This window comes from Paenibacillus paridis, from assembly GCF_006345825.1.
GTDB lineage: Bacteria > Bacillota > Bacilli > Paenibacillales > Paenibacillaceae > Pristimantibacillus > Pristimantibacillus paridis.
Genome location: NZ_VCIX01000092.1, coordinates 1,613,403 through 1,635,982, shown reverse-complemented (window position 1 = coordinate 1,635,982; position 22,580 = coordinate 1,613,403). Strand labels below are relative to the sequence as shown.

General features: G+C 46.7%; 22 protein-coding genes. 18 read left to right on the top strand and 4 right to left on the bottom strand.

Annotated features, from left to right (window positions below):
- Positions 1–9: 9 nt before the first annotated feature.
- From FJQ58_RS29170 to FJQ58_RS29135, 8 genes are all read left to right on the top strand, one after another.
- On the top strand, positions 10–885 hold the full coding sequence (locus FJQ58_RS29170; protein ID WP_238404385.1) for a 3-hydroxybutyryl-CoA dehydrogenase: 876 nt from the start codon (positions 10–12) through the stop codon (positions 883–885).
- A gap of 25 nt (positions 886–910) precedes the next feature.
- A complete protein-coding gene (locus tag FJQ58_RS29165; protein WP_139998889.1) occupies positions 911–2,053 on the top strand; it encodes an acyl-CoA dehydrogenase family protein in 1,143 nt (380 codons plus the stop codon).
- Positions 2,054–2,080: 27 nt separating this feature from the next.
- Positions 2,081–2,980 carry a methylisocitrate lyase gene (gene prpB / locus FJQ58_RS29160; RefSeq protein ID WP_139998887.1) on the top strand — a complete coding sequence of 300 codons (900 nt, stop codon included), beginning with the start codon at positions 2,081–2,083 and terminating at the stop codon, positions 2,978–2,980.
- The gene (gene prpC, locus FJQ58_RS29155; protein ID WP_139998885.1) at positions 2,970–4,091 is read left to right on the top strand and encodes a bifunctional 2-methylcitrate synthase/citrate synthase; all 1,122 of its coding nucleotides are present in this window, start codon (positions 2,970–2,972) and stop codon (positions 4,089–4,091) included. Before prpB ends, prpC begins: the two co-directional genes overlap by 11 nt.
- A gap of 23 nt (positions 4,092–4,114) precedes the next feature.
- A complete protein-coding gene (locus FJQ58_RS29150) occupies positions 4,115–5,557 on the top strand; it encodes a bifunctional 2-methylcitrate dehydratase/aconitate hydratase (protein WP_139998883.1) in 1,443 nt (480 codons plus the stop codon).
- A 248-nt stretch (positions 5,558–5,805) separates the two neighbouring features.
- Entirely contained in the window at positions 5,806–6,315 is a 510-nt protein-coding gene (locus FJQ58_RS29145) for a hypothetical protein (protein ID WP_139998881.1), read from the top strand.
- A gap of 112 nt (positions 6,316–6,427) precedes the next feature.
- The gene (locus FJQ58_RS29140; protein WP_139998879.1) at positions 6,428–6,868 is read left to right on the top strand and encodes an Rrf2 family transcriptional regulator; all 441 of its coding nucleotides are present in this window, start codon (positions 6,428–6,430) and stop codon (positions 6,866–6,868) included.
- A 54-nt stretch (positions 6,869–6,922) separates the two neighbouring features.
- Positions 6,923–8,182 carry an MFS transporter gene (locus tag FJQ58_RS29135; RefSeq protein WP_139998877.1) on the top strand — a complete coding sequence of 420 codons (1,260 nt, stop codon included), beginning with the start codon at positions 6,923–6,925 and terminating at the stop codon, positions 8,180–8,182.
- A 66-nt stretch (positions 8,183–8,248) separates the two neighbouring features.
- Here the strand turns inward: FJQ58_RS29135 and FJQ58_RS29130 are convergent, their stop codons facing one another.
- Complete coding sequence (locus tag FJQ58_RS29130) at positions 8,249–9,073, bottom strand: alpha/beta hydrolase (protein WP_238404384.1); 825 nt, start codon at positions 9,071–9,073, stop codon at positions 8,249–8,251.
- 101 nt (positions 9,074–9,174) lie between these two features.
- Positions 9,175–10,080 carry a YihY/virulence factor BrkB family protein gene (locus tag FJQ58_RS29125; RefSeq protein ID WP_139998875.1) on the bottom strand — a complete coding sequence of 302 codons (906 nt, stop codon included), beginning with the start codon at positions 10,078–10,080 and terminating at the stop codon, positions 9,175–9,177.
- 145 nt (positions 10,081–10,225) lie between these two features.
- On the opposite strand from FJQ58_RS29125, the gene FJQ58_RS29120 reads away from it, so the two are divergent.
- From FJQ58_RS29120 to FJQ58_RS29110, 3 genes are all read left to right on the top strand, one after another.
- Complete coding sequence (locus FJQ58_RS29120) at positions 10,226–10,633, top strand: TerB family tellurite resistance protein (RefSeq protein WP_139998873.1); 408 nt, start codon at positions 10,226–10,228, stop codon at positions 10,631–10,633.
- A gap of 41 nt (positions 10,634–10,674) precedes the next feature.
- A complete protein-coding gene (locus FJQ58_RS29115) occupies positions 10,675–11,490 on the top strand; it encodes an N-acetyltransferase (RefSeq protein ID WP_139998871.1) in 816 nt (271 codons plus the stop codon).
- Positions 11,491–11,617: 127 nt separating this feature from the next.
- Positions 11,618–12,259 carry a Bax inhibitor-1/YccA family protein gene (locus tag FJQ58_RS29110; protein WP_139998869.1) on the top strand — a complete coding sequence of 214 codons (642 nt, stop codon included), beginning with the start codon at positions 11,618–11,620 and terminating at the stop codon, positions 12,257–12,259.
- Positions 12,260–12,301: 42 nt separating this feature from the next.
- Here FJQ58_RS29110 and FJQ58_RS29105 read toward each other — a convergent pair whose 3' ends face one another.
- The gene (locus FJQ58_RS29105; protein WP_139998867.1) at positions 12,302–12,484 is read right to left on the bottom strand and encodes a hypothetical protein; all 183 of its coding nucleotides are present in this window, start codon (positions 12,482–12,484) and stop codon (positions 12,302–12,304) included.
- A 126-nt stretch (positions 12,485–12,610) separates the two neighbouring features.
- Here FJQ58_RS29105 and FJQ58_RS29100 point away from each other — a divergent pair, with 126 nt between their 5' ends.
- Entirely contained in the window at positions 12,611–14,407 is a 1,797-nt protein-coding gene (locus tag FJQ58_RS29100; RefSeq protein ID WP_139998865.1) for an SgrR family transcriptional regulator, read from the top strand.
- Between the two features lie 77 nt (positions 14,408–14,484).
- Here the strand turns inward: FJQ58_RS29100 and FJQ58_RS29095 are convergent, their stop codons facing one another.
- Positions 14,485–14,898: a hypothetical protein gene (locus tag FJQ58_RS29095; protein WP_139998863.1), complete on the bottom strand. Its 414-nt coding sequence runs from the start codon at positions 14,896–14,898 to the stop codon at positions 14,485–14,487.
- Positions 14,899–15,207: 309 nt separating this feature from the next.
- On the opposite strand from FJQ58_RS29095, the gene FJQ58_RS29090 reads away from it, so the two are divergent.
- The 6 genes from FJQ58_RS29090 (at position 15,208) to FJQ58_RS29065 (ending at position 22,529) form a co-directional block, all read left to right on the top strand.
- Positions 15,208–17,448 carry a family 14 glycosylhydrolase gene (locus tag FJQ58_RS29090; protein ID WP_420799872.1) on the top strand — a complete coding sequence of 747 codons (2,241 nt, stop codon included), beginning with the start codon at positions 15,208–15,210 and terminating at the stop codon, positions 17,446–17,448.
- 204 nt (positions 17,449–17,652) lie between these two features.
- The gene (locus FJQ58_RS29085) at positions 17,653–18,342 is read left to right on the top strand and encodes a Crp/Fnr family transcriptional regulator (RefSeq protein ID WP_139998859.1); all 690 of its coding nucleotides are present in this window, start codon (positions 17,653–17,655) and stop codon (positions 18,340–18,342) included.
- A 65-nt stretch (positions 18,343–18,407) separates the two neighbouring features.
- A complete protein-coding gene (locus FJQ58_RS29080; protein WP_238404383.1) occupies positions 18,408–19,325 on the top strand; it encodes an MBL fold metallo-hydrolase in 918 nt (305 codons plus the stop codon).
- An 18-nt stretch (positions 19,326–19,343) separates the two neighbouring features.
- A complete protein-coding gene (locus tag FJQ58_RS29075; protein WP_139998855.1) occupies positions 19,344–19,910 on the top strand; it encodes a hypothetical protein in 567 nt (188 codons plus the stop codon).
- Positions 19,911–20,064: 154 nt separating this feature from the next.
- Entirely contained in the window at positions 20,065–21,198 is a 1,134-nt protein-coding gene (locus FJQ58_RS29070) for a WD40/YVTN/BNR-like repeat-containing protein (RefSeq protein WP_139998852.1), read from the top strand.
- A gap of 233 nt (positions 21,199–21,431) precedes the next feature.
- Complete coding sequence (locus FJQ58_RS29065; protein WP_139998849.1) at positions 21,432–22,529, top strand: tetratricopeptide repeat-containing glycosyltransferase family 2 protein; 1,098 nt, start codon at positions 21,432–21,434, stop codon at positions 22,527–22,529.
- Positions 22,530–22,580 lie beyond the last annotated feature (51 nt).

Below are 22,580 nucleotides of genomic sequence, written 5' to 3'. Positions count from 1 at the left end.
GGGATAACGATGAAGATGACAAAGGCAATCCAGAAGATCATGATTATCGGAGCCGGCCAAATGGGTAGCGGCATCGCTCAGACCCTCGCCCAGAACGATTTGTCCGTTACGCTTTATGACCTTGGCCAAGATGTCCTTGACCGCGGGCAGGCAGCAATCGCTGCTGGATTAAACCGTCTAGTAATCAAGGGAAATCTAAACGTTCAGGAGCGTGACCTAATTTTGGCAAACCTCACTACATCCCTGAACCTAGAAGACGCGAAGGATGTAGACCTTGTCATTGAAGCGGCTCCTGAACAAATGGAAATCAAAAAAGCATTATTTGCCCGCTTGGACCTTATTTGCAAGCCGAATACGCTATTTGCGTCGAATACTTCATCCTTATCGATAACGGATATGGCAACAGCAACAAAGCGGCCTCAGCTCGTGATCGGCATGCATTTCATGAACCCTGTACCCATTATGCCATTAGTTGAAATCATTCGCGGACTTGCCACCTCGGAGGAGGCGTTCGAGCACATCAATCGCCTTGCGCTGGCGATCGGTAAAACCCCCGTTGAGGTCAAGGACTTCCCCGGTTTTATTTCGAACCGCCTCTTAATGCCAATGATTAACGAAGCCATTTTTACCGTGTATGAAGGCGTTGCCGAGCCAGAGTCGGTCGATCAGATTATGAGGCTTGGAATGAAGTATCCGATGGGACCGCTTGAATTAGCCGATTTTATTGGCCTGGATACCTGCTTAGCCATTATGGAGACGCTCCAGCAGGGCTTTGGCGATTCCAAATATAGACCTTGCCCTTTGCTGCGCAAATACGTGCAAGCCGGATGGCTGGGACGAAAGGCCGGAAGAGGCTTTTTCCTATACAACGGACAACAGGGCTAGCGCATTCGGGAAGGGGTGCTGTACCTTGGATCTCCAATTTACGAAGGAGCAAATGGAATATCTGCAAGCCGTCAGGCTGTTTGCGGAAACGGAGGTTGCCGGAGCCATCGATCAGATGGAATTGCACCATATGTTCCCTGCACATGTATTAAAAAGGATGGCTGAGCTCGGTTTGATGGGCATTCCGATACCGAAGAAATGGGGCGGGGCGGAGGCCGATTTCATTTCGTACGTCATTGCCATCCATGAAATAGCCAAGGTCAGCGCTGCCGTTGGCGTCATTCTATCTGTTCATACCTCAGTTGGCACTTTCCCCATCCTCCGTTACGGCACAATAGAACAAATCGATTACTATGTGCCAAAGCTAGCAGCAGGGGAATGGTTAGGCGCGTTCGCATTAACGGAATCGCATGCCGGCTCCGATGCCGCTTCGATCCGTATGTCAGCCCAATTTGACGGAAATTTTTACATTTTAAACGGCGTAAAGCAGTTTATTACTAATGCAGGCGCAGCAAATACGTACATCACCTTCGCAGTAACGGATCGTATGCAGGGCACTCGGGGAATTACGGCATTTATAGTGGAGAGCGACGCAGAGGGGCTGAAGGTAAGCAGAAGCGAAAATAAGATGGGCCTCCATGGCTCAAACACCTGCGAGCTTGTATTCGATCAGGTAAAAGTGTCCGCAGAACAGCGCCTCGGATTAGAAGGGGAAGGCTTCGCCATAGCCAAAGGGACGCTGGATGGGGGGCGGATTGGCATTGCAGCGCAAGCGCTCGGCATTGCTCAAGCAGCGCTTCAACTGATTGAACGGCATTTCTCGATTCGCAACAATCATCCGTTTCCATCTCAAATGAAGCGAATTCAGCCCTATGAGGCGTTAGCCCAAATGACGGCCCAGGTAGAAGCTGCGCGTTTGCTCGTCTACCACGCTGCTTATTTATACCAGTCGGGCCTCCCGTGTACCAAGGAAGCGTCGACTGCCAAAATGTTCGCCTCCGATACAGCCGTTTCAGTGACGGGTGAAGGTGTCCGGCTATGCGGTCTCATTGGCTGCTCAAAGGATTTTCCGCTTGAGCGATTATTCCGTGACGCCAAGGCGACACAAATCTATGAAGGGACAAATGAAATCCATCGGATCGTCATTAGCGGGAAGTTACTTAAATAAACGTTATGTGGAAAAGGCGGTGACGGAATGGGCCCTTCAGCTGGTGATCGTTTTCGTGAAGCAATAACAATCGAGAAGCCTCTGCAAATTGCAGGAACGATTAATGCGTACTCAGCCATTATGGCCGAAAAAGTCGGTTTTCGCGCAGTGTACCTCTCCGGTGCCGGCGTTGCTAATGCGGCTCATGGACTTCCTGACCTGGGCATGACAACGCTGCAGGATGTTCTCGAGGAGGTCAGTCGAATCACGAGCGTTACAGAGCTTCCTCTCCTTGTTGACGTCGATACGGGCTTTGGCGGTGCCCTTCAAATCGCGCGTACGATCAAGATGATGGAGCGTGCAGGAGCGGCAGGCGTTCATATCGAGGACCAGATCGCAAGCAAGCGCTGCGGCCATCGCCCGAATAAAGCCATCGTCAGCAAGTCGGAAATGGTTGACCGGCTTAAAGCGGCGACCGACGCCAGAGAGGATCGCCAATTCGTCATTATGGCTCGCACGGACGCCCTTGCAGTGGAAGGGCTGCCTTCTGCGATTGATAGGGCATGCGCTTTTGTAGAAGCTGGCGCCGATATGATTTTTCCCGAGGCTGTTATGCAGCTGGAAGATTATCAAGCCTTTGCGGAGGCCGTAAACGTACCCGTGCTGGCCAACATTACGGAGTTCGGGCAAACCCCGCTCTTTACGCTCCAGCAGCTTAGCCAAGCGGGGGTCAGCATGGCTCTTTATCCGCTATCCGCCTTCCGAGCTATGAATGCAGCTGCGCTTCAAGTATTTCAGGCTATTCGGCATGAAGGAACGCAACAAAATGTGATCGCTCACATGCAAACCCGAGCGGAGCTTTATGACTTTCTAGGCTATTACAGCTATGAGGAGAAGCTGGATCGGCTATACTCCAGCCAAGAGGAGGTAAACAGCGATGACGACTAAAAAAGCAGGGGGCCTCGCTGATGTCATTGCCGGTCAAACGGCCATTTCCACGGTCGGAAAGGAAGGTAAGGGCCTAACGTACAGAGGGTTTACCATTGAGGATCTTGCAGAACATGGCTCCTTTGAAGAAACGGCTTATTTGCTCCTTCGCGGAAATCTGCCTAATGATGCCGAACTGCAGCTGTATAAAAAAAAGCTTATCTCCCTGCGGCACCTGCCTGCCGGATTAACCGTTATTTTAGAACAGCTGCCGCCGAAGACTCATCCCATGGATGTCTTGCGAACAGGCATATCTGCACTCGGCGCTTACGAGCCAGAAGATGGAGAGTACGGGCCTTTATCGATTGCAGATCGGCTCATGGCATGCAGCGCCTCAATCTTGCTATACTGGCATCATTATCATACGAGCGGCATTCGAATCGATACCGCCACGAGCAATTCAAGCATTGCAGGCCACTTTCTCCAACTCCTTCACGGCTCAGAGCCTATCGAGCTTTATGAGAAGGCGCTAGATGCTTCTCTCGTTTTGTACGCAGAACACGAATTTAATGCGTCCACTTTCGCGGCGAGGGTAACCGCTTCAACGTTGTCCGATTTTTACTCGGCTGTGACAACCGGGATTGGCACGTTACGCGGATCTCTTCATGGCGGAGCCAATGAGGCAGCTATGTCTTTAATCGAGCAATTCACGTGTCCAGACGAGGCCGAAGCCGGAATCCTGAATAAGCTTGGCAATAAGCAATTAATTATGGGATTTGGCCATCGGGTCTATTCCAACCGAGACCCGAGATCGGATATCATTAAAAATTGGTCTAGAAAGATAAATGAAGAAGCCGGCGATATGGCTTTATTCGATATATCGGAGCGGATTGAAGGCGTTATGCAGAGAGAAAAAGGTCTATTTGCGAATTTGGATTTCTATAGCGCATCGGCATACCGGAGATTGGGTATACCTACCGCTTTTTTTACGCCAATCTTCGTAATCTCGAGAATTAGCGGCTGGTCGTCTCATATTATAGAACAGAGGGCAAGCAACAGGATCATTCGGCCAAATGCGGACTACATTGGACCTGATCGCAGATCGTGGCTCCCTATCGATCAACGCCCGTAAAGGTTAGAGGAGGAGAATCGCAGATGGGCTCAACAGTTGACAATAGCAGACCTGCCTATGACCAATTGATTGAAGACATTGCCGCCTATGCCGCCAGCAGTTCGTCAGGAAGCGAAGAAGCTCTTGTTACGGCTCGCTATTGCCTTATGGACACCTTGGGATGCGGCTTGCTTGCTCTGCGTTACCCCGAATGCACCAAGCTGCTAGGTCCAATTGTACCTGGTACATTTACCTCGAATGGTGTACGTGTGCCTGGCACATCGCTTCAATTGGACCCTGTCACAGCGGCTTTTAATATCGGCTGCATGATTCGCTGGCTCGATTATAACGATACGTGGCTGGCGGCAGAGTGGGGGCACCCGTCTGATAATTTAGGTGGAATACTCGCTGCTGCAGATTATCGAAGCCGTACCAATTTAGCTAATGGAGAGCTGCCGCTAACTATGCGAGATGTGCTTGCCGCCATGGTTAAAGCGCATGAAATTCAAGGAATTCTCGCGCTTGAGAATAGTTTTAACCGGGTAGGGCTCGATCATGTCATACTGGTAAAAGTCGCTTCAACCGCCGTTGTGACTGCGCTGCTCGGTGGAACGCTCGAAGAAATCAAAGCTGCCGTTTCGCATGCTTGGATCGATGGCCACGCACTTCGTGCCTACCGTCATTCACCCAATACCGGTCCCCGCAAGTCTTGGGCTGCCGGAGATGCGACAAGCAGGGCCGTTCGGCTATCCCTTCTGGCGTTAAAAGGGGAGATGGGCTATCCATCCGCGCTTACCGCGCCTGGTTGGGGTTTTTATGATGTGTTGTTTGGAAGAAAACCTTTCTCCGTGCAACGGCCGTTTGGCTCGTACGTCATGGAAAACATTTTGTTTAAAATTTCCTTCCCTGCTGAGTTTCATGGGCAAACCGCGGTGGAATGCGCCATCCAGCTTCATCCTTTAATCATAAGCAGGCTTCATGAGATTGATAAAATCGTGCTGACCACCCATGAATCTGCCATTCGAATCATTGACAAAACAGGTCCGCTTCATAATCCCGCTGACCGTGATCATTGCCTTCAATATATGACAGCCATTGCACTTCTTCATGGGACTCTGACTGCTGACCATTATGAGGATGCTTCGGCACTTGATCCGCGTATCGATGAGCTGCGCCAAAAAATGACTGTTGTCGAAGAACCGTCCTATACCTTGGATTATAGGGATGAAAACAAACGCTCCATTGCCAATGCCATCCAACTTTACTTCCAAGATGGAACGACCTCTGACCGGATTGCAGTGGAATACCCGATCGGTCACCGCAGAAGGAGGAAGGAAGCGATCCCGCTCTTGCTTCAAAAATTCGAAATGAATGTAAGAAGCCGATTTCCCGCCAAGCAAACACAAGCGATCTTAGAGCTTTGTAATGACCAGAAGACGTTAGAGCAGACTTCGGTCCAGCGATTCATGGATCTGTTTGTCATCTAAGCGAATGCCTGCGCCATATGCAGGCATTCGCTTTTTAAAAATGTAAGGCTTTATATGTTTGAAACGATAAAGAAGCCTTATCATTTTGCGAGAAACGGGTTACGTCCTCTTTCAGGGGACGGAGAAGCCGTTTCTTCTTGCTTTAAATTTTTTTGTAGCTTTTCTGTAACTTATTGTGCCCCCAACTCGTTATATTCTATAAGTAAGCTGAATAAGAATATAGACCAAATAGAAGGAGCGTCTGCGCTATGAAAAAATATGCAATCATCGCAGTAGTTGCGATAGCTTGTCTCACGGCCTTTAGCTTTGCGCCGACGGGAGGCCGTGAATATGTGCCAGTAGAACAGACCCCAGACATGGAAACGGGCTACATTGAAAACGTTCATAAGAAGAACGATCACTATCTGCTATCCATTGATCAAGTCGACTGGTATGAAGGCGAAGCAGCCGTTCAGAAATTTCTTGAGCGAGAAGCAGATTCAGGGCTCGATGGCCCACCGGACGATTATTACATCATTAATGATGACGAGACGCTTCATGATTTGCCCATCGCGAGCGATGCCGAGGTGCTTATGCAAATTTATAACCGCACAGGCAATGTATTAGAAGCAGACATCGTATGGAATGAGCCGATTTCGGTCGATAAGTTTATCGAGCTGCTGAGCACAGAGGATGATTTGGATATCAAGGGCTTTCCATATCATTTAACTGTGAAGGATGGAGAGATCATTCGCATCGTCCAGCAATTCGTGCCTTAACATGAATGCTACATTCAAAGCCGCGCATCGCGCGGCTTTTCTATGTCTGTACAAATGACGATTGACAGCATAATCAAATGAAACTAATATAGTTACATTAAGGAGTGGTCCTATGGCATCGAACAGTCATTTCACAGTAGCCCTTCATATTTTATCCAGAATTTATTTAGACAAGGATAAGAACCAGCCATTCGTCTCTTCAGCGCTCATTGCGAGAAGTGTGAACAGCCATGCCGTATTTATCCGTCGTATTCTTGGGGCGCTTAACAGAGCAGGCTTGGTGAGCGTGAGGCGTGGAGGCGTAAATGGCGGGTGGAGTCTCGCTAAAAGCGCAGATCTAGTGACCTTGCTTGACGTATATGAAGCCGTAGAAGAAAAGCCGCTGAAAGAACTGCACTACAGTGCCCCCAATTACGCTTGCCCTATCGGGAGAGGGATACAACCTGCTCTAACTCATTATTACGAGTCAGCGGAGGCAGCTTTCCGGAAGGAGTTGTCTAAGACGACGCTAACTATGCTCGTGCAAGACACACTTTCCCATGCAGGTCCTTAACTTATTTTTTGCAATTGAATACAACTATTCCAGTTACATATGAGGAGGATTAGCATGCAAAACGTTTCGCCAAAACATCCTTTTTACTACGGCTGGATCATCGTTGCCATCGTATTTTTCACGCTGCTTGTGTCCGCTGCCATCGGCTCAGTCCCCAGCGTACTGATGCTTTCACTGGAAAATGAATTTGGCTGGGATCGCAGCGCGATCTCCGGAGCGGTCTCAATCCGAATTCTATTATACGGCTTAATGGGGCCGTTCTCCGCAGCACTAATGGCCAGATATGGCACTCGCAAAATAATGGTTTTTGCGATTATCTTATTAATTGCAAGCATTTCACTCACGCCGCTTATCACACAAATCTGGCAGTTTGTGTTGTTATGGGGGATCGTGGTCGGTCTATGCACAGGCGCTCTCGCCAATGTACTCGGCGTATCCGTTGCCAATCGTTGGTTCGTGAAGCATAAGGGGCTTGTCATTGGCTTGCTGACGGCCAGCGCCGCTACTGGCCAATTGCTGTTCCTCCCGCTAATCGCGAAAATAACAAGTGAAATTGGATGGAGATATTCGATATTTTCAGTTGTTGCTTTACTCGCTTTGCTTCTTCCGGTCGTTGCCATCTGGATGAGGAACCATCCCTATGACGTTGGCATCGCTCCCTTGGGAGAAACAGAGCTGGCTAAACCTGTTCCCTTTGCAGGCAATCTCTTTTTGACCCCGATTTTGGCTTTGGTTTCAGCAAGCAAGAGCGGAACCTTCTGGCTGCTGACAGGCACGTTTTTCTTATGCGGTTTTTCCACCAATGGTCTTATCGGTACGCATCTCATACCGGCATGCGGTGATTTTCAAATTCCAATCGTTATTGCAGCGGGATTATTATCGCTAATGGGTTTGTTTGATTTAGTGGGCACGACGATGTCGGGCTGGCTGACTGACCGCTTTGACAGCAGATGGCTCCTGCTTTGGTATTACGGTTTGCGCGGGCTTTCCCTTATATTCTTGCCTTATGCGCTCGGCGCTGGATATACGCAGCTGCTTATTTTCTCCGTCTTTTATGGTCTGGATTGGATTGCCACTGTACCGCCTACCGCCAAGCTCACCTCCGATGCGTTCGGCAAAGAGAAGGCAGGCATGGTATTTGGATGGATTGTGGTGGCACATCAAGCAGGAGCTTCCTTAGCTGCTTATGGTGCAGGCATACTGCGCGATTTGCTTGGCAACTACACTGTTCCATTTGTCATAGCCGGGTTCTTATGCCTGTTTGCGGCAATCATGTCCCTTAGAATTAGAAGGGTTAGCAAAGCAGCAATATAATTTCATCTTTTTCAAACAGACAAGGAAGGGAAGGGCCTGTTGCAGGCGCCCTCCCTTCTTAAAGCTCTAATCTCGTCCTGCCTCGTATATTTTCCAAGCCAGCATATCCGGATTCAGCTTAGTCGCGGACATATGATCGCTATCACCTTGAATGTAACGGAACATCCCCAGTCTGCTGGACATATGCGGATGCCAACCGTACTCGGCATTGTATTGCGGGAGCACGTTGTCCTGAGTGAAAAAGATGTAGCTTCTTGGGATATTGAGTCTGTAAAATGCTTTGAGATCCAGCTTCTCAAAGAGTGGTTTCGCCGGCTCTGGCGTAATTTTATTATAAATTTGCAGCGCCGTCTCTAGTGGCGCAATATTGACGAATGCATCCCGAAAATAGGGAAATGGGAGCATAATCGTGTCATCCTTGGAGCTTTTCCTTAGCTGCTGGAAAGCGGCCAAAGCGGCTGCTGGAAACTCATTTGCTGCCGCTTCCCCGTCCTTCAGTACAAATGCATCCCAAAAAACGAGACGCTTGATACGGTTAGGAACCACCTCCGCCACCTTCTGGACAACCGTTCCTCCAAAGCTGTGCCCCACCAAAATAATCTGCTGAAGCTGATGCGCCACAATAAAATCGGTGACGGATTTGACAATCATAGCATGTGTGACATTTTTGTTGGGGTCGGCGCCATGGCCAGCATATTCCGGCGTATAAACATGATGACCCAGCTTGCGCAGCTCAAACGCCGTTTCATCCCAAAAGCTTGCATCCGCCCAAGAGCCATGGACAAGCACAAACGTAAGCGGCTGATAGGCTAGCTGCGTGCGAAACGAGTACGGATACGTATTATAATAAGGATAATGAGCAAATAATCCATTGTGATCATAAGCTAACAAACGTAATTCCCCCTTGGAAAGCTGATTATTCAGCATATGCCCAAAGAGGTGCAAGGTTCTCAAACAAAACCTGATGGCCGCAGCTATCAGGTTTTTGTTGTTTAGGAATGAATCGTATTCACGCCGTTATTTTTCTTATGGGACAATCGGAAGCTATGACGAGCGGAATGATCACGAGGAGGATTAGATTTAGCCGAAGCCAGCGTTGCGTTGATCTCGCCGCCAAGCATAATGAGAATGGAGCTAATATAAAGCCAAATTAACAATACGATCATGCCACCGAGACTGCCGTAGGTTTTCGAATAATTACCGAAGTTGTTAATATAAAATTGGAATAGCAGGGATGTAACAATCCAGCCGAAGGTGACAAACACCGCGCCTGGCAGTACTTCTTTTAAGCCTATTTTTCGGCTAGGTGCGATCCAATAGAGCAGGGTAAAGGCCCCAATCATCGCCGCGACTGGAATCGCATATTTCAGTACATTCCAAATCCATTCAAATCCGTTTGGATAATTCATCCATTCAAATAAATATTGTCCGATGCTTTTTCCGAAAATGAGCATGATCATCACCAACATGATGACAACGACGAGGAATACCGTTGCAATAAGGGAAATGCCCCTAACCTTCCAAAATGGACGAACCTCCTCGGTATCATAAGCTTTATTTAAACCTTTGAGAATAGCATTAATTCCGTTGGAAGCCGACCATAGGGTTGCAATCATACCAAAGGAGAGCAGAGTGCCTCTGCTGTTATCCACTACCTCTGTTAAAATTCCGCTTATCGAATCACTCGCAGCCGCTGGGAGCAGACGGATAAGTTCTGCCACGACGCTGTCACCAGACAGCTCGATAAAGCTCAGTAAGCTAACCATAAAGATGAGGAACGGGAAGAAAGCAAGGATCAAATAGTATGTAAGCTGAGCTCCCAGCGCAGGAACATCATCATCCTTAAAGCGACTGTAAAGACATTTGAAAAATTGGATCGTCTGTGACTTTTGCGTCATTTGCGGTCACCTTCCTTTTTTATTAGAAGTAAACAAAAACTAGGGAACCTTAAACATCTAATAAAATAGAAAACTAGTAGGAAACGATAAGCAGATGTCGAATTACTGTAATGTCAGTCATATTTGAAACTAGGGAGTGGACCGTTTGTTTTTACATTTTCTTCAAACTAAAGAGCATAAAGAGGCTTTTCTGGAATTAGCTCATCTTGTGGCAAGCGCTGATGGCTTCGTACATAAGAAAGAAAGAGATTATTTGCAATCGTTTATGGAAGAAATGGAAATTAAACATACGGACATCAGTTTTTCTAAGGAAAAACAGCTTGGGGATATTATAGGCGGTCTAAAAGACGAGCATATTAAAAATATTTTTTTCGCCGAGATCTTGCTGCTGATTTATGCCGATGGTGATTTTAACGACGATGAGAAGAAGATCACGAATGAAATGAAACAGGTATTCGGCTTTTCGGACGAAACCTTTGAAGCGCTCAGAAACTGGGTTGTCCGCATGGAGCAATTAAAGGTTGAAGGCTTAAAGCTGATTTTGAATACTTAGGCGATGAACGATCGTTTCATCATCGAATAAGGAGGTAGCTGATGAAGCTTCCAATCATGAATGAAGAGCTTGCCTTGCGTTTGCAGCAATCGGAAATCGATTTTATAACATCTAGAATTCAATCGATTGGCGAGCGGGATGGGAATCCCGAGGGCGTGGAGATCGAAACCTTCGGCAGAACGACCGCTTGTTATATCAGAACGATGCCCTGGGGGATTTTCAATTCCGTAAAGGGTTTATCCGATGAAGACAGCGGAAGCCTTGAGGATATCCTTCAGTTCTACGAAGCCAGAGACAGAAACTTTCAGCTGGATTTGAATCCCGTTGGAGTGAGTACTCCGCTATTCCAGAAGCTTGCCGAACATGGCTTGCGCCAAAGCGGCTTTCATTCCGTCTTGTACGGACTGCCAGTGTCGGAGAAGCCCGAGCTGCCAAATCAAATCAGCATCATAAAAATCGAACAGCCTGAACAATTTGAGCATTATGCCGAAATTCATTGTCTTGGATCGGGCATGCCTTTATCGGACAAGCACCATTTTGTAAATAACAATATTGGTTTATTGAACCGTGCAGGCTGGAGCATCTATTTAGCCTATTGGAATGGCATTCCTGCTGCGGTGGCTGTGATGCATATCAGCAAGGGCATCGCTTCCTGTACGCTAGCGGCAACGGCCCCAGCGTTCAGACAACGTGGGCTGCAATATGCGCTCCTTCAAAGAAGATTGCATGACGCCTATGAGGATGGCTGTGAGCTCGTCGCAGCGCAAGCAAGCTTCGGTTCCAGCAGCCAACGGAACATGGAACGTGCGGGCCTAAAGCTGGCTTGGACGAGATCGACCTTCACACGTTTGTATTAGTCCTCACCGCTTCTTCCCAAACCCCGACAGCAGCATATTCAATGCTCTTTTTTTATATCTCTTTTTAATAGTCATATTTCATGCTATTATTGGGTCTATAAAAATCGTTACTGGGGAGAAATGGAAGATGAGTATTATTCAATCAGGAAGTTATGGCAAACCGATGCAAAAGCTGATGCTGACCTTTTTTTTCGCCATGCTCGTCTCAGTCGGCGGCATGCTGATCGGTACAATGCTTCCTAACGCAGCGAGAATTCCACTGTTCGTAGTGGAGATTGGCTTAATCATTGCTATCATGTTTCTTCGCAAGTCAAAGGTCATTGGGTATTCTTTAATGTACGCTTTTATGGTCGTATCCGGTGCGACGCTCCAGTTTGCCTTAAGCTATTACATCGCATCAATGGGGGCATCCATTGTCATCCAAACGGTAGCCGTTGCAGTCCTCATCTATGCGGGACTTGCTATTTATGCGACCTACACAAAGGAGGATTTCCGCTTTCTCGGTGGTTTTCTGTTCGCCTCGCTCATTGGGCTTGTCGTAATGGGCTTAATGCAATTTTTCATTCCCTTTAGAGGCATGATGGAAACGATCTATGCCGGTTTTGGCTTGTTGATCTTCATTGGCTACACCTTGTATGACTTCAACCGGATGTCCAAGGAAGGCTTTGATGAGAGCGATATTCCGCTTATGGTCGTTAATATATACTTAGATCTAATCAACTTAATTCTTTACGCGCTACGTTTTGTTAAGTCGCTGCTTGACGATTAAGCTTTATCCCATAAAACGACCAGGTTAATCCTCAATAGGGGATTAGCCTTTTTTATTGGCTTGCTTGCGGTTTTTTCTCCTATTGCCCATAGCGGAGAGCAGCTTTCGGTAAAAAGGCAACTTCGGTATCTCGCTTGAAATGAAATCTCCCCATCTGGCGCGGCGTTCCCATTCCCGCTCCTTGGCTTGATATAATTTTTCCGCTTCATAATCGGTTGGCAGCATGATGAATCATCTCCTTGCAATCGCATGAACTTGTTACGTTTATTATGCAGTCGCAAAAAGAGGATAAAAAGAGTATAATCTCATTCATATATTTCCCCTTTTAGTTAAGGCAAGGAGGACGGACAGGTGCAAACGACAGAGCGATATCTCATCTTATTCACAAAATTCGCCTCCATGGATGGCATCGACAAGGAAATAGAAGTCAGCTTGGATCAGTTGTCCAAAGCCTTGTATTGTACTTCACGCAACGTAAAAATCATTCTTCGGAAGCTGGAGGAGGAGGGCTTCATCCACTGGAGAGGTGGGCGCGGACGCGGGAACCGCTCCCATATCACCTTCCGGATAGATAAAGAAAAACAACTCCTTGAGCTTGCACGGCTGCTTGGCACGAAAGGCGAGTATAAGCGTGCGTTTGAGTTGATTGACAGCTTTGGCGAGGGGACGACTGCGAGAAGCCTATTTATCGAATGGTTAAACGGCCATTTTGGTTATCAAACGGTTCAAATCGATGACGGTGAAGCTGATATCCTTCGGCTTCCTGTTTATAGGCCTATTTTGACGCTTGATCCTAAAGAGCTATACTACTCGTTCAGCGCGCATATGATTAAGCAGCTATTTGACTGCTTGGTACGATATGACCGTTCAACGGGCAAGATCGTTCCGGCGATCGCCCATGCCTGGGAGCATGACGAGAGCGGAACCATATGGACCTTTCATCTTCGCAAAGGCGTCCAATTCCATCATGGTCGCGAGCTGGTTGCGAAAGACGTTACCTACACTTTAAACCGTTTACATGGCAGCAGCGCTTCGGGGTGGTTTGTTAGATCGGTTGTCCAGGCGGAGGAGGTTGGGCTTAGAACCGTTAGAATTACGCTGGCCAAGCCCAATTGGCTATTTCTCCGGTTTTTATGCTCTGCCGGCCTTTCCATCGTGCCTCATGAACTGGTGGAACAGGATGAACAATTTTGGAGTCATCCCGTAGGTACGGGACCGTTTCGATTTGTGGAATGGACAGCAGATCGATTCACTATGAAAGCGAATGCTGGTTACTTTCAAGGGAGAGCCCATTTGGACAGTGTCGTTATCGTCATTATGCCGGAGAATACGATTGCCTTCTCCAAAAGCTGGGAGCAGCTGCTCGTTGACCATGATCTAAGAGATATCCAAACCGAAGAAGGATGGCAAAAAATCGAGTCGGTCTGCAATGGCTGCAGTCTGCTTACTTGGAACATGGGAAAGGAAGGAGCCCAGCAATCCGCTTCATTCCGCAAAGCTGTGGATTTGCTAGTGGATCGTTCGCGGATGATCCGAGAGCTAGGCGAGGATCGAATGTATCCGGCCCGCGGTTTTCATCCGGACGATTCATCGGCAAACTGGCAGGATCGCTGTGAATCCGAGCCTGCGCTCCGCTTGCTCAAGGAGTCCGGTTATAACGGCGAAACGATCAGCATCTGCACCTATGGTATTCACGAGCAGGATGCTAAGTGGCTGCAGCAGCATTTGTTTTCTTATGGCATCCATGTAACTGTTCAAGTGGAAACGTGGGAGAGTATCAGGGAGGAGGACATTTTGCAAAACGCAGATTGCCTTCTTTATTGTGTCGTGTTCGCAGAGGACGAGGTTTGCTTAATTGAGCTTTATGAACAAACCGGAAATTTTCTGCGGGAACATTTGGACTCGCGCTTGCTTGTTTGGGTAAAGGAACAGATCGATGCTGCTCTAGCTTGCAAACGCGAAGAGGACCGAAGGAAGCATCTGCTCGCAATTGAAAATAAGCTCCGTGAGGAAACGTTTGTCTTATTTCTGCTCCATAAGAAGCTAAACACGTTTTACAATCCGAATATCAAAGGCGTAGGCGTAAACTCGCTCGGCTGGATCGATTTTAAAGACATTTGGCTGGAGCAGTCGACGGCGTCCTATTAAGCAAAATCGCAAATAGATATAAAACGGCGGTACATGACTCGAATATTAGGTCATGTACCGCCGTTTCTCGTTTTTCATTACTTTACTATATTTTCATTTCCCAAAAAGCTTTCTTCCGGAATTTTGTACAGAATATATTTTCGGGTCCAAACCTGCCCAGTTACGACAACGCGATCCGTTTCTCCGAAAAAAATGCCGGACCCTTCGTAATAATTGTATTTCAATCCTTTGCTTTCCATTTCGTTAATGATTTTATCTTTTCCTTCTTTTTGGTTCCCTTCAAAACCTAGCCAATAATAGCCGTTTACCTTTGCTAATGTCACCAGCTCTTGATTGCTATTCTCCAGCTTTTCAACGACATTTTTTTTTGATCCGCCTTCGAAAGGAAGGTTAGGGTAATAGGCTTTGCTGACATATATTCCGAAGTAGACGGCAAAAAAGATGGAAACGACAGGTACAATGAATAGTAATCCTATTTTTTTCGCTTTCAAAATACGGGAAACTCCTTTTCTCAGTAATGGTATATTTTACATCTGCTTACCTTCTTTAACGTGACGGGTCTACAATTTGTTGCATGGAACAAAGGTGGAGATGATCGTACATCGTTATTTGGACTTCTATTTCAGTCAACCGAACATTAAAAGCAAGACAAAATATTCCACCTCCTAGTACAAGGATTTGCGTGTTCAAATGAAGGAAAAGATTTTAAACTAAATTTGTAAGCGTTTTCTTATTATGGAACAAAAGATGGCTTACTTATTTTAAAACATGGGAGGATGATCAATTTGTATTTCAGAAAAATGATTTGGAAGAAGGGCCGTTTACTTTTATTAGGTGCCATGGTGTTTATTTCAACCTTCTTCGGTTCTTTTCCAGGATCAGCTAGCGCGAATGTTGCAAACGATTTTCAAGCTTCGGTTATGGCACCGCTTACGAAGATTACGGACTGGAATGCATTCAAAAATCAGCTGAATACGTTGAAAAACAATGGCGTCTATGCACTGACTACCGATGTATGGTGGGGCGATGTGGAAGCAGCAGGGGACAACCAGTTTGATTGGACTTACTATAAGAACTATGCTAACGCTGTATTAGAATCCGGCTTAAAATGGGTACCCATCCTCTCTACGCATACCTGTGGCGGAAACCCCGGCGATGACTGCAATATTCCGATTCCTTCCTGGCTCTGGAGCAAAGGCACTGCTGACGAAATGAAATATAAAAGCGAGACTGGTTATGTCAACAATGAAGCCATTTCACCTTTTTGGAGTGGCATTGAACAGCAATATAATGAGCTATATTCTTCCTTCGCCCAAACCTTCTCTTCCTACAAGCCTATGATAGCAAAAATTTACTTGAGCGCCGGTCCATCCGGTGAGCTTCGCTATCCATCCTATTACCAGTCGGCAGGCTGGAGTTATCCGTCACGAGGCAAATTTCAAGTCTATACGGACTCTGCCAAAAATGCTTTCCGTTCAGCAATGCTCAGTAAATACAGCTCGTTAAACGGAGTCAACCAAGCGTGGGGATTGCAGTTAACAAACACAGGCCAAATCAATCCGCCTAGCGATGGAGATGCCTTCTACGCTAACGGAGGCTACAACACGGCATATGGAAAGGATTTTCTGGCTTGGAATCAAAGCGTACTCGAAAATCATTTGGGCGTTATTGCAGCGGCAGCCCATCAACAATTCGATTCTGTATTCGGCGTGAGAATTGGCGCTAAAATCTCCGGAATCCACTGGCAAATGAACAACCCGAGTGCGCCGCACAGCGCCGAGCATGCAGCTGGCTACTACAATTACAATGAATTGATTCAGAAATTTAAAAATAGTAATCTTGACTTAACCTTTACCGCACTTGAAATGTACGATAGCGGAAGTTCACCTGCTTTTTCGCTGCCCTCCACGCTTGTCGATACCGTTTCTTCGATAGCCAATGCCAAAGGGGTTAGGTTGAATGGCGAAAATGCGCTTCCTACAGGAAGCTTCCAAAAAATCGAAGAGCAAATAACCAAATGGAGCTATAACGGCTTTACTCTTCTGCGTTTGGCTAACGTAGTGAATGGAGACGGCTCGGCTAGCGGCAGTATGGCCGGCTATAAGCAATATGTAATCAGCCATGCGCAGCCGATTGCTCAGCCAAGTGATAATCAGGTCACCATTTATTACAAGAAAGGTTATGCAACTCCGTATATTCATTATCGCCCGGCTGGAGGGACATGGACGACCGCCCCTGGAGCGCAAATGGCAGACTCTGAAATAAACGGTTACAGCAAAATAACGATCGCCATCGCATCTGCTGCTCAACTTGAAGCCTGCTTCAACAATGGAAACGGCACTTGGGACAGCAACAACATGCAGAACTACAGATTTAATAAAGGCATAAACACCTATACACCAGGTATCAACGGAGCGGCGGGCACAATTACGGCAAGTGCGCCGCAAAGCGTGGACACAACCGCACCAACCGTACCGTCAGGCTTAATTTCAACAACTAAGACCGACAGCTCGATTTCCTTAAGTTGGACGGCATCGACCGATATGACCGGGGTAGCTGGTTATGAAATCTGGCGCAATGGTGTCAAAATCGCGAACTCGGTTACTGCGAGCTATACAAACACAGGGTTAACCTCTAATACCGCTTATAGCTATTTTATCAAGGCGTATGACGGTGCTGGAAATATTTCTGAAGCAAGCGCAATCCTGAGTGTCACGACTAATCCACTATCCAGTTCAAACCAGGTAACGATTTATTATAAGAAAGGATATTCATCACCTTATATTCACTATCGACCAGCTGGCGGAACTTGGACGACCGTTCCAGGCAAGCCGATGGCAGACTCCGAGGTTAGCGGCTATGCAAAGGTCATCATTGATCTAGGCACTGCCACGCAGCTGGAGGCGGTCTTTAATAACGGCAGCGGCACATGGGATAATAACAATTCTCAAAATTATATGTTCACTGCCGGCCTGAACGTCTTTACGCCAGGAGCGAATGGCACAGTCGGCGCTATCACGCGGCCACTAACCTTTCCCTAAGTTAACAAGAGTGGTAATCACGAACCTGATCGGTATGATCAGGTTTTTTTTCATACATTTCACAGAAGATGACCCTATGAGTGCAGCCGGTAAAGTGCCAAAGATAAGATTTTGTCAGTTAACCGACATTTTTACTATTGAAATTGTGGTACTCTAGCTATAACGCATAAGAATAGTTGGATTTGCGGAGAAGGAAGGGCAGCTATGAGCGGAACTGAAATAGAAATAAAAATAGAAACCAGTCATGCGATCGATGCACATCATTCCGATCATCATAATCAAATCATTCTCGATGCCTTTAACAAATTTGGGACGAGCAGGACATATAAGAAAAACGAGTTCCTTTTCCAAGAAAATGATCCTGCCACTGCCGTTTATTTAGTGGAGAATGGACTGGTGAAAATTTCCCAATCCACACAGGAAGGACAGGGAATAACGTTGTTTCTGCGTTACCCCGGCGAGGTCTTCGGGAATGCAGAGCTGCTTGCCCATGTGAATCGCAGACGCTATGCCAAATGCTTAACAGCCAGTCAAATCATGTCGATGGAGTCCAGGCAGTATCACGAGCTTGCCATGCAGGACGCTGAGTTTTCCTATTCATTGGCCGTGATAACAGCCCGCAGATTGCTTCAAACCCAGCAAAGGGTAGAATCGCTGATCAGCCGTCCTGCTGCATGGCGCCTTGGTTGGTTCCTCTATCAAATAGGCAAGCGAAGAGAGGGCACTCTTGAGGTTAATTTGCAGCTCAGCCACGAAGAGATTTCCTATGTCATAGGCTGCAGCAGACAAACGATAACTGAGACGTTGAATAAATGGAAAGAGAACGAGATGATTACGTATACGAAGAAAAAAATAAGCATTTTTCATCCTAATCGCTTTTTTGATGATATTTAACGCGCGGAACACGTCTGAGCTGGAGCAATTCACAAAATCAATCCGATACGATGGAGGGTTTATCTATGCAAATTCAATCACAAGAAACACTGCTTCCCGATTTCCATGAACATTTGAAAGTCATACTGCTTGGCACTGGCACACCACGTGCTTACAGTGGAAGAGCCAAATCAAGCGTCGCCATATTAGCAGGAGATAAAGTCATCCTTATTGATTGTGGAGGCGCCGTAGTCGATCAGTTGATCAAAGCAGGCATCATGCCGCAGCGAATAGCCGATGTATTTTTCACCCATCATCACAGCGACCATAATTCCGGTTTTTTTGATTTGTTTATATCCAGTTGGCGCACGCATGTCATACCGGAGAGGGTGTTTGAAGGACGATCAGTGCCTATGAACGTGTATGGACCGACAACGACAAAAGAAATCATTGGGAAAATGCGAGAATCATTTGATTTCGATGCCAATCTAAGAGTCAATTATAACTTATCCGCTGACGAAGGCTCGAAAATCAACTATATCGAAAATAATGAAGGTGTCGTCTATGACAGAGCAGGTCTAAAAATTACAGCTTTCGAGGTTGACCATCGTCCGGTCTATCCGGCGCTCGCCTACAAAATTGAATACAACGGCAAAACGGTTGTCATCTCTGGAGATACGATTCCTGTTCCTAATATGATTAAATATAGTCAAGGCGCTGACCTCCTTATCCATGAATCCTATAACAAAGCGTGGCTGGATGCGCTAATTGCAAAATTCCCAGAGCAAGCGCAGTCGCTTTCCAATCCCGCCAAATACCATTCAACTACGCTGCAGGTGGCTCAAATGGCCAAGCAGGCGGAAGTGGCTCATCTCGTGCTTACCCATCATATTCCCGCGCCTGCAGCAACGGATGAAGCAGAAGCCGAGTACATGCAAGGCATGAGCGATATCTACTCCAACAAGATCACCATGGGCCGGGATTTGATGGCTTTCGAGCTTTAGGATATTCATAATTTCTCCGTGCCAAGCACGGTTTTTTTTATTTACAGCAGTCCTGATAAGCAGGAAGGCGAACCTCATCTAAACGATGCTATTTTTAAATTTCTCATTGTAGATGAAAAGCTCAAACTGGAAACGAAGGTGCATTATTGGGGAATCCACCCGATTCAAAACATAGATTGGTCTACAGGAAAAAATGCGCTCCTCATGAATGGAACACAATTAATCGAAGTCAATCGTGAAGGTAGCGTTAAAGAGACTCATGATTTAAAAACGCTAACTGGTTTGGATGCTTCTTCTTTTCAAGTAGAGCTGTACGATGAGGAGTATATGGTAGTTCGGCCGCATGATACAGGTTGGCTTACGTTAATTGATCGTAAAACTAACAAAGCGACACGTTTGGCAGATGTATTGCTGGACAAAGATAAGCTGGAGATCTATAGAACGCTCGATATCAGAGATAGCTATTTCTATCATTGGGATGGCCTTAAAGTAAAGGAACGAGCTGGGAGCAGCCTGCTGCTCTCCCATGTTTACTTTATGGACCAAACTAAAACTGACCTAACCTACAACTTGACTGAAAATTAGAAGGACGAAAGCCCACTAGCCGTAGTGGGCTTTCGTCCTTCTGTTTCGTTTTAATTCTAAAGCAGACTTCTCCCTTAGATTCGTTTATAGGTAAAACGGGTATATTGCCATTGATAAGCTAATCCTACTGCTAAGAGAATGAAGGAGGAGTCACATGAAAAAATTCAAGTTCAAACATGGTGTTTTAGCTGCTGCTTTGGTCATTGGATTTGCAACCATCAGTCCGCTAGTACAAGCAGAAGAAGGTACCGCTGGCAAGGAACTTTTCAAAGGTACGCCAGCAGGAGCTTCCGAATATCGGTTCAGCGAAATTCAGTTTCTGAACAATACGACCGGCCGCGCTGCTGGAAACGGATTCCTTATCGGCACCTCGGACGCAGGAGCTTCTTGGCAATCCATTTATAAAGGGACTTGGCAATTTACCCAGTTAGACTTTATATCCAACACGACAGGCTGGGCGTTAGCCAAATCATCCGTTACTGGGCCTAATGCCCTTATTCATACAACGGATGGCGGAAGCACTTTTACGAAATACCCAACCGGAGCTATCGCTTTGGAGCGAATCCATTTTACGGATGCAGCAAATGGATTTGGTTACACGAAAGCTTTTGCTTATAAAACATCCAATAGCGGCAAGAGCTGGACCAAAATCTCGACGCCGGCAAATACACGCTACGCGGAATTTGAAGATGCAAAGCATGGCTGGGCACTTGTTGTCGTCCCAGGTTACGGCTATAAACTTTACCGAACTATTGATGGCGGAGCGAAGTGGGCCGTCAAGCTTAATGTGAAATCGGATGAGGTTAGCGGCGGAGAGATCTTCACGAAAGGCAATGAGATATGGGCCGAATTTTATGGAGGAGCAGGGATGTCCCAGCAATCTTATTCCCTGTATGCTTCATCGGACAGCGGTGCGAGCTGGCGCAAAGTGATTAGCCAAGACACCGCAGGCGGAGGTCCTGCTCCAGGCGGTGCTGTAGGAATTGTGACGGAAGGCCCAGCTTCGCCAGGCGGCCATCCAAGCAATTTTCAGCTCGTAGACGGAGCGGCTATACTCGCCGGATACTCGCCTGCAGGAGAAGCCATTGGCGTGGGCCGTTCATTAGATGCTGGAAAAACATGGACCAATTTCAAACCGATCAAAGGTTACGAGAGCGTCATTTCGTTTACAAGCAAAAATAGCGGTTGGATGGCGGATACAAGCCTGACAAGTCCGTCCGTATACAAAACTACGGATGGCGGAAAAACCTGGTCCAAAACAATTAGCATTCCCGCAAAAGCGGAGTAATAACAAAATAACAATAGCGGTTAAATTAAGTAAGCCGCTCCTCATCGAGGAGCGGCTTTTTGGTTTTTACATAGAACTGTAACTTTCTTCACGATGGGGAAATTGGCGATATGTGCATGCAATAACGATAGTCTGTACGTACTATAAAGAAACGTTCCAGTCAGTGCTGTCCTATCAAAGATATGGATAGCGAGCAGGCTGGTTACTGTAACTGGTAATGGAGGGGATATGAAGTGATTACGATTAGTTTGTGCATGATTGTAAAAGACGAAGAGCAAGTGCTGAAGCGATGCTTGGATTCGGTCAAAGAGCTCGTGGATGAGATCGTTATCGTGGACACGGGATCGACCGACGCCACGAAAGACATAGCCGCGAGGTATACCGATCGCCTGTTTCATTTTGAATGGAACCATGATTTCTCGGCTGCACGAAATTTTTCTTTTCGTCAAGCTACACAGGACTATATTTTATGGTTAGATGCGGACGACGTGCTGCTGGCTAACGAGCTGACCAAATTCAAGGCCTTGAAGCAGACTCTCGATCCTCAAATAGATTCCGTTTGCATGGACTACAACATCGCTTTCGACCCGCATGGACAGCCCATTACCGTTGTAAAGAGAAACAGACTCGTAAAGCGTACCATGAATTTTCAATGGCAGGATCCGGTGCATGAGTATCTATTGGTCAGCGGGAATATCATCCTCTCCGATATTGCGGTAAGTCACGACCGGGTGCATCATCACCAAGATCGGAATTTACGTATTTTTGAGGAGATGGCAGGTCAAGGAGAGCGACTTTCAGATCGGCAATTATTGCATTATGCCATGGAGTTGTCAGCTAATCGTCATTACGGTAAAGCTGTCAAGATCTTTACATCCATCCTCAATGAACCTTCCATTTATTTTGAGTATAAATTGCAAGCATGTGACCGGATGGCCCATTGTTATCATGAGCTTGGTCAGAAAGAGCAAGAGCTGCAAGCTTTAATGATGACATTTCATTACGATATTCCGCGTGCGGATTACGTTTGCCGAATTGGTTACTATTTTCAAGAAAACCATGATTTTAACAAAGCCGTTCACTGGTATCAGCTGGCACTCAAGCTCGATAAACCACAAGAAAGGCTGTTAGGATTGAACAACATGGCTTGGACTTGGTTCCCTCACCTGCAGCTTACCGCATGCTATGGGAAGCTCGGAGATTTAGAACAGGCTTATAAACATAATGAAATTGCACTTTCGTATTCTCCAAATGATTCTAATCTATTGGAAAACAAACAATTGCTAGAAAAGCATATTAGCCAAAAGATAGATTCCAAGGGACGGAATTAACAAGCCTGGCTGCTGTAAGCAGCGGTTACAACCATTTAGCTGATAGAAGCC

Excerpts from the sequence above, each read along its gene's own strand:
- FJQ58_RS29140 (WP_139998879.1), top strand. The coding sequence starts at position 6,428 with ATGGCATCGAACAGTCATTTCACAGTAGCCCTTCATATTTTATCCAGA.
- FJQ58_RS29080 (WP_238404383.1), top strand. The coding sequence starts at position 18,408 with ATGCAAATTCAATCACAAGAAACACTGCTTCCCGATTTCCATGAACAT.
- FJQ58_RS29145 (WP_139998881.1), top strand. The coding sequence starts at position 5,806 with ATGAAAAAATATGCAATCATCGCAGTAGTTGCGATAGCTTGTCTCACG.
- FJQ58_RS29135 (WP_139998877.1), top strand. The coding sequence starts at position 6,923 with ATGCAAAACGTTTCGCCAAAACATCCTTTTTACTACGGCTGGATCATC.
- FJQ58_RS29090 (WP_420799872.1), top strand. The coding sequence starts at position 15,208 with ATGATTTGGAAGAAGGGCCGTTTACTTTTATTAGGTGCCATGGTGTTT.
- FJQ58_RS29085 (WP_139998859.1), top strand. The coding sequence starts at position 17,653 with ATGAGCGGAACTGAAATAGAAATAAAAATAGAAACCAGTCATGCGATC.
- FJQ58_RS29170 (WP_238404385.1), top strand. The coding sequence starts at position 10 with ATGAAGATGACAAAGGCAATCCAGAAGATCATGATTATCGGAGCCGGC.
- prpB (WP_139998887.1), top strand. The coding sequence starts at position 2,081 with ATGGGCCCTTCAGCTGGTGATCGTTTTCGTGAAGCAATAACAATCGAG.
- FJQ58_RS29105 (WP_139998867.1), bottom strand. The coding sequence starts at position 12,484 with ATGCTGCCAACCGATTATGAAGCGGAAAAATTATATCAAGCCAAGGAG.
- FJQ58_RS29115 (WP_139998871.1), top strand. The coding sequence starts at position 10,675 with ATGAAGCTTCCAATCATGAATGAAGAGCTTGCCTTGCGTTTGCAGCAA.
- FJQ58_RS29150 (WP_139998883.1), top strand. The coding sequence starts at position 4,115 with ATGGGCTCAACAGTTGACAATAGCAGACCTGCCTATGACCAATTGATT.
- prpC (WP_139998885.1), top strand. The coding sequence starts at position 2,970 with ATGACGACTAAAAAAGCAGGGGGCCTCGCTGATGTCATTGCCGGTCAA.
- FJQ58_RS29125 (WP_139998875.1), bottom strand. The coding sequence starts at position 10,080 with ATGACGCAAAAGTCACAGACGATCCAATTTTTCAAATGTCTTTACAGT.
- FJQ58_RS29110 (WP_139998869.1), top strand. The coding sequence starts at position 11,618 with ATGAGTATTATTCAATCAGGAAGTTATGGCAAACCGATGCAAAAGCTG.
- FJQ58_RS29070 (WP_139998852.1), top strand. The coding sequence starts at position 20,065 with ATGAAAAAATTCAAGTTCAAACATGGTGTTTTAGCTGCTGCTTTGGTC.